This is a genomic window from Bacteroides sp. An51A (assembly GCF_002161565.1).
Taxonomy (GTDB): Bacteria; Bacteroidota; Bacteroidia; order Bacteroidales; family Bacteroidaceae; genus Phocaeicola; species Phocaeicola intestinalis.
The window spans coordinates 618,251-631,905 of sequence record NZ_NFIC01000001.1 but is presented as its reverse complement, the minus strand read 5'-3'; the positions used below and the strand labels follow the sequence as shown (position 1 = coordinate 631,905).

Here is a 13,655-nt window from a genome sequence, read left to right as displayed (position 1 = left end):
TGATGAAATCAATGATAGCAACAATCGGGCTGAGCTGTCTGTGTATGGCGGCCAATGCCCAACAACACGCTGCTGATTCGGCACTGAATCGCACGGTAGTGGTGGAAAACCAATACAATCCCGAAGTGATGGATGCATTTAAGGTTAATGTCTTGCCCAAAGTGGAAGAGCCGGCTCTTCCCAAACAGCATATCGATTATGCCACTGCGCTCCATCCTTTCTCCAACTGGAATTTTACCCCTTTGCAGGCGATGACCAGTGAAGAGAAGCAGCGTGAAGTACCACGCGGATACTTGCGTGCAAGCTATGGCTCACGCAATAATGTTGATGCACGTTTTTCGTATTTGTGGGATATTTCCCGCCGTGATTTCCTGCATGTGGATGCATCGCTTTATGGAATGAACGGTGATGTGCCTTCTGTTATAACCGAAGCAGACGACTGGAAATCACGTTTCTATCGCACGGATGCTTCGTTGGGGTACCGTCACGATTTCCGTAAGGTTTCTTTGGCATTGGGCGGTTCTTTTGCTTCGCAAGTGTTCAACTATATGCCTGTTTGGGGAATAGAGGATGTTGATTATTCGCTTTCCTCTCATCAACGCTATACGTTGGGTGAAGGGTATCTGCGTGTGGCATCAGTTGAAGGAAAACTTCCAGTGGAATTTTCGTTTCAGACAGGACTACGCAGTTTTAGTCGGGCGTACGACTCGCCATGGATGGGAAGCGGCTCGGAAAACATTTTCCATACCGAAGGTCTCGTGTCGGGCAATATCGATGAAAGGCAGCGTGTCGGCATCGGTTTTGCAATGGATAACCTGATTCACGATGTGGACCAGACCGATTATACCTTGCTTTGCATCAATCCGCATTATACGTTCGGGAGCAAACACATACAGCTTCGTGCAGGGATGCATGTAGATATGCAGTTCGGTCATGACGGTCGGCTGATGCTATCGCCCGATGTGAAATTCGACTTTCTCTTCGCCCGTTCTTATCGCTTCTACCTGCAAGCCACAGGGGGTACACGTCTGAATGATTTCCGCAGCTTGAACGAACAGTCACCCTACTGGATACAGGCTGAGCAGATGCAGACTTCTTACACGCCAGTTGATGTGCAGGCAGGTGTGCAAGGAGCACCCATGCCGGGGTTGGGATTCCGCCTCTTCGGAGGTTATCGTGTGGTGAAGGACGAGATATTCAGGTTGCCGGGTATGTTGGAGGAACCTTATCCCTATGTCTATACGTTTTTGGCACAAGATAAGGCGAAGGTAGGCTATGGTGGTGCATGGCTGGCGTACCAGTATAAGGATTGGCTGGACATTTCGGCACAGGGCACGTATTATGGATGGGACGTGAAGGAAGACAGAGAGGTATTGCTTTATCTCAAGCCGAAATTTGCCTTTGATGCTTCTGTACGTGCAAAATTGTACAAAGACTTGTGGATCAAGGCACATTACCGTTTCGAGCAACGTGCCGACATGAAGGAGATGGAAACAGCCGATGATGTGAACAGTTTGTCATTGGGGGCAGGTTATGCATTCTTCGGCAGGCTGAATGTGTTCGTTTCTCTCAATAATCTGTTGAACCGTACTTATCTTGCTGAAACGGGTTATCCCGTACAGGGCTTTTATGCCACAGCAGGATTGAGCGTGCGCTTCTGATAGGGTTGCGTTATCAATCCAGACAGCTTCCTTTTATGGTTTCCATCTCAAAACCGTACGTTCTTGATATGGAAACCGTATGTTTTCGATATGGAAACCGTACGGTTTCCATATGGAGAACGTAAAAGGAAGACAGCTTGAAACAGAAACTGAACCTTTCAATCATACATTGATTCGTTTCTGCCAAACAAAATTATCGGAGAAATTAAGACACTGTTTTGAATTATCGTGCGATGATTTGGAATGAGTAAAGACGCAAAATCTTGCGTCTTTACTATGAGGAAGATAGCCGGGCTATCTGACGAAGAAGAGAAGCGGAAAGGGTCCAAAAATCGCTCAAAGCACACACGCAAACGAATACATCAAGACGAGAAAAACTTTTTTGAGAAATTCAAAACAGTTTCTTCTATGTTCCGTTACAGGTTTGCATCGGTCTTTGTGAGGTTTCAGATACATGTTTCTGCTTGCTGAACACTAAAAATGAAGAATTTTTTCAAGAAACCCACCTTATTATATCGTTTTACTTCAGGTTTTTTCATACATTTGTCCCGAAAACTTTAATAGGAATACGGAATGATGCAAAATAATCTGGTTATAGTGGAGTCTCCGGCAAAAGCTAAGACGATTGAGAAATTCCTGGGAAACGGCTATAAAGTGCTTTCCAGTTACGGCCATATCCGTGACTTGAAGGAAAAGTCGTTCAGCGTTGATGTGAAAAATCATTTCGCCCCGATATACGAGGTGCCGGCAGACAAGGTGAAACTGGTCAATGACCTGAAGAAAGAAGCTAAAAAGGCGGACATGGTGTGGCTGGCTTCCGATGAAGACCGCGAAGGAGAAGCCATATCGTGGCATCTGTATGAAGTGCTGCAATTGCAGCCGGAGCACACGAAACGGATTGTATTCCATGAAATTACTAAAACTGCCATATTGAAGGCTATCGAACATCCACGCCACATCGATATCAATCTGGTAAATGCCCAGCAGGCACGCCGGGTGCTCGATCGTATTGTGGGGTTCGAGTTGTCGCCCATTTTATGGAAGAAAATTAAGCCATCGCTTTCTGCAGGTCGTGTGCAGTCGGTGGCTGTTCGTCTCATCGTGGAGCGCGAACGTGAAGTGCAGGCCTTTGTGAGTGAGGCGTCCTATAAGGTTACGGCAATTTTTACCAATGCCGGAGGGGCAGAAATCCGTGCAGAACTGGGGCGGCGGTTTAAGACCGAAGCCGAAGCACAGGTTTTTCTCCAGTCGTGTGGGCAGGCTGTGTTTGCTATCGAAGACATTACCACCCGTCCGATGAAGAAATCGCCGGCACCTCCGTTTACCACTTCTACTCTCCAGCAGGAAGCGGCACGTAAGCTGGGGTATACGGTAGCACAGACGATGATGCTTGCCCAGCGGTTGTACGAAAACGGGTTGATAACCTATATGCGTACCGACTCGGTCAACCTGTCGGACCTGGCGTTGAGCACCAGTCAAGAAGCCATCGTATCCCGGATGGGTGAGAAGTACGTGCATATCCGCCATTTTACGACTAAGACTAAAGGTGCACAAGAAGCACATGAAGCCATCCGCCCCACCTATATGTCGAATGAGACTATAGAAGGTACGGCTCAGGAACGCCGCTTGTATGAATTGATATGGAAACGTACGTTAGCTTCGCAGATGGCGGATGCCGAGTTGGAAAAAACTACTGCCACTATCTCTATCAGCGGGCACGAAGATAAATTCATAGCAGTGGGTGAAGTGTTGACATTCGACGGATTCTTACGGGTATATAAAGAGTCGTACGATGATGAGGTGGAGCCGGAAGGTGAGATGCGTCTGCCTTCTACTCTTGAAGTGGGGCAGTCGCTTGAATACAAGGAAATTACCGCTACCGAACGTTTCACGCAGGCTCCTTTCCGTTACACTGAGGCTAGTTTGGTGCGTAAACTTGAAGAACTGGGCATTGGCCGTCCTTCCACATATGCACCTACCATATCCACCATTCAGCAGCGTGGGTATGTAGAGAAAGGCAATCGTGAGGGTACAGAGCGTCAGTATAAGATTCTTTCGTTGCAAGGTGGAAAAATGTCAGAAAGCACTAAGGTGGAATTGACCGGAAGCGAGAAGGCGAAACTTTTGCCTACGGATGTCGGCATCGTAGTGAATGATTTCTTGAAAGAATACTTTCCTCAGATCATGGACTACAATTTCACGGCAAATGTCGAAAAACAGTTCGATGAGATAGCCGAGGGAGAAAAAAAATGGACAGATGTGATGGAACTTTTTTACGAAGATTTCCATCCGCTGGTAGAGAAGACAATGTCGAGCAAGTCAGAACACAAGGTAGGCGAACGCATCTTGGGAACTGATCCCACAAGTGGCAAACAGGTTTCGGTAAAAATCGGACGTTACGGTCCTGTGGTGCAGATAGGTTCTGCCGATGATACAGAAAAGCCGCGTTTTGCTCAGTTGCAGAAAGAATATTCGCTGGAGACTATCACGTTGGAGGAAGCGCTTGGCTTGTTCCGCCTTCCGCGTGTGCTGGGTGAATCGGATGGTAAGGAAGTCTCGGTCGGTGTAGGACGTTTCGGACCTTATGTACGTTACGACAAATTGTTCGTATCCATTCCGAAAACTATGGATCCGCTTACTATTACGCTTGCAGAAGCCGAAGAGCTGATACACGAAAAACAGAATGCTGCCGCCAAGCGTGTTATCAAGACGTTCGAGGAGAATCCAGATTTGCAGATTATGAACGGGAAATACGGTCCTTACATTTCTTATGAGAAGAAAAACTACAAGATTCCCGAGAATATTGAGGCGGCAGACCTGACGCTTAATGCTTGTTTCAAGGTAATAGAACTGCAGAAGGAGAAGGCCGAAACCCGTAAAATTCGTAGTACCTCTAGACGGAAGGAATGAAACGGATTTATCTGATAGGTTATATGGGCTCAGGCAAAACAACATTGGGAAAAGCCTTTGCCTGTGCTGCCGGTATGCAGTTTATTGATCTTGACTGGTACATCGAAGAGCGGATGCACCGTACGATACGCGAACTGTTTGCCGAGCGGGGAGAAAGTGGTTTTCGCGAAGTGGAGCGCAATATGCTATACGAGGTAGGTGAATTTGAGAATGTGGTGATAGCTGCCGGAGGAGGAACTCCGTGTTTTTTCGATAATATTGCGTACATGAATCGCACGGGCGATACTGTGTTTCTGAATGCTTCACCCGAAGCTTTGTTTCGTCGGCTGAAAGTAGCAAAAGCCAAACGTCCCTTATTGGCGGATAAGACCGACGAGGAACTGATGGGCTTCATCAAAGACGGACTGGCAGGGCGTATGGCGTTTTACAGTCAGGCAAAATATCATTTCGATTCTAGCCTGCTGGAAGACCGGAGGCAGATAGGCGAATCCGTAGAGCGGTTGAGGACAATGTTGGAAGAAAAGAGTTGACCAGGTTTTTTAATAGTTCTGCTATTGGTTCTGGTACTTAGTCCCAGGTCAACTGCAAAATAATTATAAACGAAGATTTTTATGTTGTGAAATGAGAAAATGGCGTATTGAAGATTCAGAAGAACTCTACAACATTACGGGGTGGGGTGTTTCCTATTTTAGGATTAATGACAAAGGTCACGTAGAAGTGACTCCCAGAAAAGACGGTGTTGCAGTCGACTTGAAAGAATTGGTGGATGAATTGCAGCTCCGGGACGTCACAGCACCGATGCTGGTGCGTTTCCCTGATATTTTGGATAACCGTATCGAAAAAATTTCGAATTGTTTCCGACAGGCAGCGGAGGAATATGGCTACAATGCACAGAACTTCATCATTTATCCCATTAAGGTGAACCAGATGCGTCCCGTGGTAGAAGAAATCATCAGCCACGGCAAGAAGTTCAATTTGGGACTGGAAGCAGGTTCGAAACCCGAACTGCATGCCGTGATAGCCATCAATACTGACTCCGATTCGCTGATTATTTGTAACGGATACAAAGACGAGAGTTACATCGAACTGGCTTTGCTGGCACAGAAAATGGGAAAGCGCATTTTCCTGGTAGTGGAGAAGCTGAACGAGCTTCGCCTCATAGCCAAAATGGCAAAGCAACTCAATGTACGTCCCAATATCGGTATACGTATCAAGCTGGCTTCTTCTGGAAGTGGAAAATGGGAAGAAAGTGGGGGAGATGCCAGCAAGTTCGGGCTGACTTCCAGTGAACTGCTTGAGGCACTCGATTTTATCGAAGAAAAGAAAATGCAAGATTGCCTGAAGCTGATTCATTTCCATATCGGAAGTCAAGTGACTAAGATACGTCGTATCAAGACTGCATTGCGTGAGGCTTCGCAGTTTTATGTACAGCTCTACCGGATGGGATTCCCCGTAGAGTTTGTCGACATTGGAGGCGGTTTGGGTGTGGACTACGATGGTACACGCTCGTCGAATAGTGAAAGCAGCGTGAATTATTCCATTCAGGAGTATGTGAATGATTCCATATCTATTATGGTGGATGCGAGTAACAAGAATGGTATTCCGCATCCTAACATCATTACTGAAAGCGGACGCTCGCTCACGGCACATCATTCGGTGTTGATATTCGAGGTGCTTGAAACGGCTTCGCTTCCTTCGATGGACGAAGAATTTGAGGTAAGCCCAGACGATCACGAACTGGTGCACGAACTGTATGATATTTGGGATAACCTGAACCAAAGCCGGATGTTGGAAGCGTGGCATGATGCACAACAAATCCGTGAAGAGAGCCTCGACTTGTTCAGCCATGGTATTGTAGATTTGAAGACACGTGCTCAGATTGAGCGGATGTATTGGTCGGTGACCCGTGAAATCAATCAGATTGCTTCGGGGCTGAAGCATGCACCCGATGAGTTTCGTAACCTCGATAAGTTACTTGCCGACAAGTATTTCTGTAACTTCTCATTGTTTCAGTCACTTCCTGATTCATGGGCTATCGATCAGATATTTCCCATTATGCCGATTCAGCGCCTTGACGAACGTCCCGATCGTACGGCAACCTTGCAGGATATTACATGCGATTCCGATGGGAAGATTGCTAATTTCGTAACATCACGTAATGTGTCTCATGACTTGCCGGTGCATACCATCAAGGCTAAAGAGTCATATTATATCGGTGTGTTCCTGGTGGGGGCTTATCAGGAAATTTTAGGAGATATGCATAACCTCTTCGGCGATACGAACGCCGTTCATGTCAGTGTGAGCGAAAAAGGCTATACCATTGATCAGGTCATTGATGGCGAGACCGTGGCGGAAGTGCTCGACTATGTGCAATACAATCCGAAGAAGCTGGTGCGTACCCTTGAAACATGGGTTACGAAATCGGTAAAAGAAGGAAAGATTTCGCTGGAAGAAGGCAAAGAATTTCTGGCAAATTACCGTTCGGGACTGTATGGCTATACATATTTGGAATAAAATAGATAACAAGACGGCAGATTGACAAGGTCCTGGTTGTTTTCGGGAAATCCTTGTCGTCTCAACTGATACTTCGTCAAATAGAAAATATATGCAAGAAAAACTGACAATTATAAAGGTAGGTGGGAAAATCGTGGAGGAAGCCGATACACTCAATCAGCTGTTAGACGATTTTTCCGTACTGACCGGTTATAAGCTGCTGGTGCATGGAGGCGGACGTTCTGCTACGCATATGGCTTCCCGGTTGGGCATTGAAAGCACTATGGTAAACGGGCGTCGCGTAACGGATGCCGAAACTCTCAAGGTAGTCACAATGGTTTATGGAGGTCTGGTCAATAAGAACATAGTGGCAGGTCTTCAGGCAAAAGGTGTTAATGCTATTGGTTTGACCGGTGCTGATATGGATGTCATCCGTTCGGTGAAGCGTCCGGTAAAGGACATCGACTACGGGTTTGTAGGTGATGTTGAACGGGTGGATGCCGAAGCATTGGCAACACTCATCCGCCGGGGAGTGATACCGGTGATGGCTCCACTTACTCACGACGGGAAAGGGCATATCCTCAACACAAATGCTGATACGATAGCCGGTGAGACGGCAAAAGCCTTGGCTCAGATATTTGATGTGACGTTGGTCTACTGTTTTGAGAAAAAAGGTGTGCTGAGTGATGAGAATGATGATGATAGTGTCATACCTGTGCTTACCCCTAATTTATTCCGGGAATATGTGGGTAAAGGCATTATCAAGGAAGGAATGATTCCTAAGTTGGAAAATGCATTTTCTGCCCTTGAAGCTGGTGTAGGACAAGTGATAATTACCTCGGCATCAGCCATCGGAAAGGATATCGGTACAGTGATAAAAAAATAATTTCAAAAAAACGGCGGGTGAGTGTAACTTTTCAGTCACTCACCCGTCATTATTATAGAAAGCAATGCATACAATCAGTTTTCGAGAAGATATCCTGCCGCTGAAAGACAAGCTTTTCAGATTGGCACTGCGCATCACTTTCGATCGCGCGGAGGCGGAAGATATTGTTCAGGATACACTGATTAGGGTATGGAACAAGCGTGACGAATGGCAGCAGATGGCCTCGATAGAGGCGTATTGCCTTACTATAGCCCGTAATCTTGCCATTGACCGAAGCCAGAAAATGGAATCGCAAAATCTGGAATTGACTCCGGAAACGCAGGAAATGCCCGATGCAAAGATGCCCGACCAGTTGATGGAACAAAATGAACAGTTGTCCATTATACATCGGCTGATAAACGAATTACCAGAAAAACAGCGTTCTATCCTTCAGCTCCGCGATATAGAAGGCAAAAACTATAAGGAGATAGCGGTTATATTGGGACTGACGGAAGAACAGGTGAAGGTCAATCTGTTTAGGGCAAGGCAACGGATAAGATTAAAGTATAACGAGATAAACGACTATGGACTATAAGTACATCGAACAGTTATTGGAGAAATATTGGAATTGTGAGGCTTCGCTCGAAGAGGAACAAATCCTGCGTTGCTTCTTCCGTCAAGAAGAAGTGCCGGCACACTTGTCGCGCTACCGGTCCTTGTTCGCTTATCAGGATGCCGGGAAGATGCTTAAGCTGAGTGACGATTTTGATGAACGCCTGTTGGCGGAAATCGAACGTCCGGTAGTGAAAGCAAAGCGGCTCACGTTGCAGATGAGGCTGATGCCCTTATTCAAGGCTGCGGTCATCATGGGTTTCCTTTTCACGATAGGAGGGGTGGTAAAACATTCTATGAATACCGGAAAATCGGAAGTGGTTTATGTTTACGACCAGTTTGAACGGGAGCGGCAAGACCCTCAGGTGGCGTATAAGCCCGACTCGGTGAATGCATCAGTCAAGGACACTCCCCAAAAGAATGTGAACAAACAATGAGGTATGACATTTTCATTTGCTTTTAAATATATATTAGTTAGTGCTTATTAGAAAAATCATTGATGAGGCTGTGAAGTTTCAATTCTCTCAAATTAAATTACTAACTCAATAACGGAAAGGATTACCGCGTGAGCGGTAATCCTTTTTTTTAAGAAACTGTTTTTGTAGTATGGTGAAAAATCCGTTGTTGCTTGTTAACGGTTTTTATACATTTCATCATAATACATCTGATAATCCCCGCTTGTTACGTTGTCCATCCACGCCTGATTATCCAGATACCAGCGGACGGTCTTTTCGATGCCTTCCTCAAACTGCAGGCTCGGTTCCCAGCCCAGTTCACGTTGGAGTTTTCTTGAATCAATGGCGTAGCGCATGTCATGACCCTTGCGGTCGGTCACGTAGGTGATGAGGTCCATGTCTTCACCTTCCTTACGTCCCAACAGCCGGTCTACGGTTTTTATCACCACCTTAATGATATCAATGTTCTTCCATTCGTTGAAGCCGCCGATGTTGTATGTATCGGCTATTTTGCCTTTATGGAAAATCAGGTCGATGGCTCTTGCGTGGTCCTCTACATACAGCCAGTCGCGCACGTTCTCACCCTTGCCATATACGGGTAACGGTTTGCGGTGGCGGATGTTATTGATAAATAAAGGTATGAGTTTTTCAGGGAACTGGTACGGACCGTAATTGTTCGAACAATTGGTCACGATGGTCGGCATTCCGTAAGTGTCGTGGAAAGCACGGACAAAATGGTCTGAACTTGCCTTCGATGCCGAGTAAGGAGAGTGCGGGTTATACTTGGTCTCTTCGGTGAAGAACTCTGTTCCGTAGGCGTGGTGGTGCTCCGAACTTGCCTTCGTCGTGAACGGAGATTCAATGCCTTCTGGATTGGTCAGCTCCAGTGCGCCGTAAACTTCGTCTGTAGAGATGTGGTAGAAACGTTTGCCTTCATATCCTTCGGGCAGGCTTTCCCAGTATTCTTTGGCGGCTTGAAGCAATGTCAATGTGCCTATAACGTTTGTACGGGCGAAGGTGAACGGGTCTTTAATGCTCCGGTCAACGTGGCTTTCTGCCGCAAGATGTATGATTCCATCAATGTTGTACTTCTCCATCAACTCCTTCACTGTTTCATAATCGCAGATGTCCGCCTTTACGAATACATAGTTTTCCTTGTCCTCCACATCCTTCAGGTTGGCAAGATTGCCGGCATACGTCAGCTTGTCGAGGTTGATGATGCGGTATTCAGGGTATTTGTTAACGAACAGGCGTACCACATGGCTTCCGATAAAGCCTGCACCACCTGTTATGATGATATTTCTCTTGAATTCCATATCTTTATGTTTGTTTGGTTATTACTGTTGTATTGCTCCCATGTTCTTCATGCATATTTTCAGGGAGTCTGTCCAGTAAGGTATCTTCAGTCCGAAAGTTTCTTTTATTTTTGTCTTGTCAAGTACCGAGTAAGCGGGACGCTTCACGGGGCTGGGGAATTCATCGCTATGGCAAGGCTCAATGTCGCAGGCAGTGTTTCCTGCCAGTTCGGCAATTTGTTTTGTGAAGTCGAACCATGAGCATACTCCCTCGTTGCTGAAATGGTATATGCCACATTTGGAATAACCTTCCTTCGGATTTTCCTTTTCATAGTCGGCAAGCACAGCTTTGATTGCTACGGCAAGGTCGTATGCGTAGGTAGGTGTTCCAGCCTGGTCGAATACCACGTTCAGTTTCGGCTTGGTAGCTGTAAGGTTGAGCATTGTCTTGACAAAATTGCGGCCGAATTCCGAATAAAGCCAGGCTGTCCGGATGATGACGTAATCGCAGCCCATGGCTTCGATATTCTTCTCGCCTTCAAGTTTTGTTTTGCCGTAAACACCTGTAGGTGTTCCTTTTTGCTCTTCTCTGCATGGTGTGTTGTAAGGGTCTCCGCCGAAAACATAATCTGTTGAAATTTGCACGAGCATTCCTCCCGCTTCCTTCATTGCTTCGGCTAGGATTCTCGGAGCTTCGGCATTCAGTTTCCTGCAAAGAGTTTCGTCACTCTCCGCTTTGTCAACGTTAGTATAAGCGGCACAATTAACGATGCACTGTATGTTTTTTTCCTTTACCATACGTTTTACGGCATCTGTATCGGTTATGTCAAGTATTGTTGTTTCCACATCTTCAACTTCTACAACGTCGGTAAACGTGTAGCAGTCGTCTGTATCTTTGCTTATTATGCGCATCTCGTTGCCAAGCTGGCCGTTTGCGCCGGTTACAAGTATATTCATTGTTTCTTTTGTTAATAGACAAGGTATCAGCTGACCGGTTGGCAAAGTTTACTTCTGTTTTTCGTCAGGTAGCCTGCTGTAAAACATCTCAAATCGGCACACGATAAATTCGAAGCAGTTTCTAATAACGTATATCCAAACACTTTGTCAACTGGTCAACTGGTTATCTAAAAGTTAAATGGTGAATCAAAGTCTTTCAATAACGGATGTTTCGTATCCTTCTCGCTGAGTATGGCTTGTGCGGTCGGGATGCGCCAGTCTATTCCAAGGCTTCCGTCAAGAATACTTATGCCACCATCCGCTTCGGGATGGTAGAACTCATCGCATTTATACTGAAATATTGCAGTTTCGCTCAATACCGCAAAACCATGTGCAAACCCTTTCGGGATGAAGAACTGCCTGTGGTTGTCCTCGGTCAGTTCAACGGCAACGTGCTTCCCGTACGTGGGCGAGCCTTTGCGTATATCTACGGCAACGTCCAGTACTTTTCCTTTCACACATCTCACTAATTTTGCCTGCGTATATGGCGGACGCTGAAAGTGCAGCCCCCTCATTACGCCATACGAAGACATGCTTTCGTTGTCCTGTACAAATTCCACGTGTCCGACTTTTTCTTCAAACTCCCTTTTCGAAAAGCTCTCGAAGAAATATCCCCGTGCGTCTTTGAAGATGCGCGGCTCTATGATTACTACGCCTTCTATATCTGTCTTTATAACTTCCATGATTTTATATATTGTCGGTTGACTGATTTTCAGATGCCAGATATCAGGAATAAGGTTTCAAATGCTTTACTGTCTAAAACCTGGCCAATCAGTTTTTTGATTTACAGCTATTCCAGGTTCTCCCTTCCGGTTCTTGCTACCTCTTCAATTACTTTCAGCAGGTACTGTCCGTAAGGGTTCTTCAGCATCGGCTGTGCTTCTTCCCGCAGTTTGTCTGCCGTAATCCATCCTTTGCGGTAAGCGATGCCTTCCAGGCAGGCTACCTTTAATCCTTGGCGTTTTTCTATCACTTCAATGTATGTAGAAGCTTCAGCCAGAGAGTCGTGTGTACCCGTATCCAGCCAGGCAAAACCACGTCCCAACGTCTGTACCTTCAGTTCTCCGTCCGACAGGAAACGCTGGTTTACCGAAGTGATTTCCAGTTCGCCGCGTGCCGAAGGCTTGATGTTCTTGGCTATCTCCACCACCTTGTTCGGGTAGAAATACAGTCCAGTCACTGCATAATTCGATTTCGGATGTTCCGGTTTCTCTTCAATGCTCAGGCAGTTCCCGTTCCTGTCGAACTCCGCTACTCCGTAACGTTCCGGGTCGTTCACCCAGTAACCGAATACCGTAGCTTTCTTTTCTTCTTCCGCCGTGCGCACCGCCTCTTTCAGCAAGGCACTGAATCCGTTGCCATGGAAAATGTTGTCTCCCAGTACCAGGCAGGCACAGTCATTGCCGATAAACTGTTCACCAATAATGAACGCCTGCGCCAGTCCGTCGGGTGAAGGCTGTTCGGCATATTCAAAGCGTACTCCGAAATTGCTGCCGTCACCCAGCAGACGTTTGAACGAAGGCAGGTCATACGGTGTCGAGATAATCAGAATCTCTCTAATACCCGCCAGCATCAGTGTTGATACCGGGTAATAGATCATCGGCTTGTCAAAGATGGGGAGCAACTGCTTGCTCACTCCCTTGGTGATAGGGTACAACCGTGTACCGCTACCGCCGGCTAGAACAATTCCTTTCATAAATCAGCATATATTAAAATGTTTAATATTTCGCATACTTAGAAGCTGTTTTGAATTTCTCCAAAAAGTTTTTCTTGGCTTGATGTATCCGTTTTCGTGTGTGCTTTGGGCGATTTTTTGGTCCTTTTCGCTCCTGTTCTTCGTCAGATAGCCCGCTATCTTCCTCATCACAGAAGCGGAAATGCCTCAAAAACTCATCCCAAATCATCGCACGATAAATTCAAAACAGCTTCTTAACCAACTCTCCTGTTAACCTGTTCTTATCGTCTGTCAGTTTCACACAATATCCTTTAGGCAACTGCAACGGCACATGATTGCTTTTTTCATACATCGAGCAATAATGCTGATACGTGTTTGTATCGCATCCGGCAAATAGCTTTTTGAAATAGTGCAACGTGGTAAACTGTTCTCCGCAAACCAACAAATAAAGACGATAAGGAAGATTACTTTTGCCTTCCTGCAAAAGCACAAAGAAAATGAATTGACAGAGAGAGGTGTATCTTCTTTTCATTGTTTTGCGATTAGTTCACGAAACAAAGATACACAATTAACGCTTTTGTCCAAGCAGCCAGTAAAAATATTTTTCGTGTTTGTCTTTTTGGGCTTAGTTTAACCGTGAAATACATGTGTCTTCCGATAATGGCAGTACGGATATCGGGAAGAAGACAATCG

Annotated in this window: 14 protein-coding genes; 8 read left to right on the top strand and 6 right to left on the bottom strand. The window is 46.0% G+C overall.

Annotated elements, in window-relative coordinates:
* Nucleotides 1–2 precede the first annotated feature (2 nt).
* From B5G04_RS02460 to B5G04_RS02425, 8 genes are all read left to right on the top strand, one after another.
* Nucleotides 3–1,661: a TonB-dependent receptor gene (locus tag B5G04_RS02460; protein ID WP_087395588.1), complete on the top strand. Its 1,659-nt coding sequence runs from the start codon at nucleotides 3–5 to the stop codon at nucleotides 1,659–1,661.
* 276 nt (nucleotides 1,662–1,937) lie between these two features.
* Nucleotides 1,938–2,132 (top strand): hypothetical protein, encoded by a 195-nt coding sequence (locus tag B5G04_RS20135; RefSeq protein WP_087395584.1) that lies wholly within the window; start codon nucleotides 1,938–1,940, stop codon nucleotides 2,130–2,132.
* A 105-nt stretch (nucleotides 2,133–2,237) separates the two neighbouring features.
* Nucleotides 2,238–4,571 (top strand): type I DNA topoisomerase, encoded by a 2,334-nt coding sequence (gene topA, locus B5G04_RS02450; protein ID WP_087395833.1) that lies wholly within the window; start codon nucleotides 2,238–2,240, stop codon nucleotides 4,569–4,571.
* Entirely contained in the window at nucleotides 4,568–5,101 is a 534-nt protein-coding gene (locus B5G04_RS02445) for a shikimate kinase (RefSeq protein ID WP_087212034.1), read from the top strand. The genes topA and B5G04_RS02445 overlap by 4 nt, the downstream gene beginning before the upstream one ends.
* Nucleotides 5,102–5,192: 91 nt before the next feature.
* Nucleotides 5,193–7,085 (top strand): biosynthetic arginine decarboxylase, encoded by a 1,893-nt coding sequence (speA, locus tag B5G04_RS02440; protein ID WP_087212031.1) that lies wholly within the window; start codon nucleotides 5,193–5,195, stop codon nucleotides 7,083–7,085.
* A 91-nt stretch (nucleotides 7,086–7,176) separates the two neighbouring features.
* Nucleotides 7,177–7,950 (top strand): acetylglutamate kinase, encoded by a 774-nt coding sequence (argB, locus tag B5G04_RS02435; protein ID WP_022038899.1) that lies wholly within the window; start codon nucleotides 7,177–7,179, stop codon nucleotides 7,948–7,950.
* 64 nt (nucleotides 7,951–8,014) lie between these two features.
* Nucleotides 8,015–8,524, top strand: a complete 510-nt coding sequence (locus B5G04_RS02430; RefSeq protein ID WP_087395581.1) for an RNA polymerase sigma factor — start codon at nucleotides 8,015–8,017, stop codon at nucleotides 8,522–8,524.
* A complete protein-coding gene (locus tag B5G04_RS02425; RefSeq protein ID WP_022038897.1) occupies nucleotides 8,514–8,978 on the top strand; it encodes a hypothetical protein in 465 nt (154 codons plus the stop codon). Before B5G04_RS02430 ends, B5G04_RS02425 begins: the two co-directional genes overlap by 11 nt.
* A 194-nt stretch (nucleotides 8,979–9,172) precedes the next feature.
* On the opposite strand, the gene B5G04_RS02420 is transcribed toward B5G04_RS02425, so the two are convergent.
* The 6 genes from B5G04_RS02420 to B5G04_RS02400 form a co-directional block, all read right to left on the bottom strand.
* A complete protein-coding gene (locus B5G04_RS02420) occupies nucleotides 9,173–10,312 on the bottom strand; it encodes a dTDP-glucose 4,6-dehydratase (protein WP_022038896.1) in 1,140 nt (379 codons plus the stop codon).
* A gap of 21 nt (nucleotides 10,313–10,333) precedes the next feature.
* Nucleotides 10,334–11,248, bottom strand: coding sequence for a dTDP-4-dehydrorhamnose reductase (gene rfbD, locus B5G04_RS02415; protein WP_087212020.1), 915 nt, complete (start codon nucleotides 11,246–11,248; stop codon nucleotides 10,334–10,336).
* Between the two features lie 167 nt (nucleotides 11,249–11,415).
* Nucleotides 11,416–11,970 (bottom strand): dTDP-4-dehydrorhamnose 3,5-epimerase, encoded by a 555-nt coding sequence (rfbC, locus tag B5G04_RS02410; RefSeq protein ID WP_022038894.1) that lies wholly within the window; start codon nucleotides 11,968–11,970, stop codon nucleotides 11,416–11,418.
* A 107-nt stretch (nucleotides 11,971–12,077) separates the two neighbouring features.
* Complete coding sequence (gene rfbA / locus B5G04_RS02405) at nucleotides 12,078–12,983, bottom strand: glucose-1-phosphate thymidylyltransferase RfbA (RefSeq protein WP_022038893.1); 906 nt, start codon at nucleotides 12,981–12,983, stop codon at nucleotides 12,078–12,080.
* A gap of 22 nt (nucleotides 12,984–13,005) precedes the next feature.
* Nucleotides 13,006–13,191, bottom strand: a complete 186-nt coding sequence (locus tag B5G04_RS19590; protein WP_158100018.1) for a hypothetical protein — start codon at nucleotides 13,189–13,191, stop codon at nucleotides 13,006–13,008.
* Between the two features lie 12 nt (nucleotides 13,192–13,203).
* A complete protein-coding gene (locus B5G04_RS02400) occupies nucleotides 13,204–13,494 on the bottom strand; it encodes a hypothetical protein (protein WP_022038618.1) in 291 nt (96 codons plus the stop codon).
* Nucleotides 13,495–13,655: the final 161 nt, after the last annotated feature.

Bases quoted from the DNA above. Each gene is read 5' to 3' on its own strand.
- B5G04_RS02445 (WP_087212034.1), top strand. From the start codon at position 4,568: ATGAAACGGATTTATCTGATAGGTTATATGGGCTCAGGCAAAACAACA.
- B5G04_RS02425 (WP_022038897.1), top strand. From the start codon at position 8,514: ATGGACTATAAGTACATCGAACAGTTATTGGAGAAATATTGGAATTGT.
- argB (WP_022038899.1), top strand. From the start codon at position 7,177: ATGCAAGAAAAACTGACAATTATAAAGGTAGGTGGGAAAATCGTGGAG.
- B5G04_RS02460 (WP_087395588.1), top strand. From the start codon at position 3: ATGAAATCAATGATAGCAACAATCGGGCTGAGCTGTCTGTGTATGGCG.
- B5G04_RS20135 (WP_087395584.1), top strand. From the start codon at position 1,938: ATGAGGAAGATAGCCGGGCTATCTGACGAAGAAGAGAAGCGGAAAGGG.
- B5G04_RS02430 (WP_087395581.1), top strand. From the start codon at position 8,015: ATGCATACAATCAGTTTTCGAGAAGATATCCTGCCGCTGAAAGACAAG.
- rfbD (WP_087212020.1), bottom strand. From the start codon at position 11,248: ATGAATATACTTGTAACCGGCGCAAACGGCCAGCTTGGCAACGAGATG.
- topA (WP_087395833.1), top strand. From the start codon at position 2,238: ATGCAAAATAATCTGGTTATAGTGGAGTCTCCGGCAAAAGCTAAGACG.
- B5G04_RS02420 (WP_022038896.1), bottom strand. From the start codon at position 10,312: ATGGAATTCAAGAGAAATATCATCATAACAGGTGGTGCAGGCTTTATC.
- B5G04_RS02400 (WP_022038618.1), bottom strand. From the start codon at position 13,494: ATGAAAAGAAGATACACCTCTCTCTGTCAATTCATTTTCTTTGTGCTT.
- rfbC (WP_022038894.1), bottom strand. From the start codon at position 11,970: ATGGAAGTTATAAAGACAGATATAGAAGGCGTAGTAATCATAGAGCCG.
- rfbA (WP_022038893.1), bottom strand. From the start codon at position 12,983: ATGAAAGGAATTGTTCTAGCCGGCGGTAGCGGTACACGGTTGTACCCT.
- B5G04_RS19590 (WP_158100018.1), bottom strand. From the start codon at position 13,191: ATGATTTGGGATGAGTTTTTGAGGCATTTCCGCTTCTGTGATGAGGAA.
- speA (WP_087212031.1), top strand. From the start codon at position 5,193: ATGAGAAAATGGCGTATTGAAGATTCAGAAGAACTCTACAACATTACG.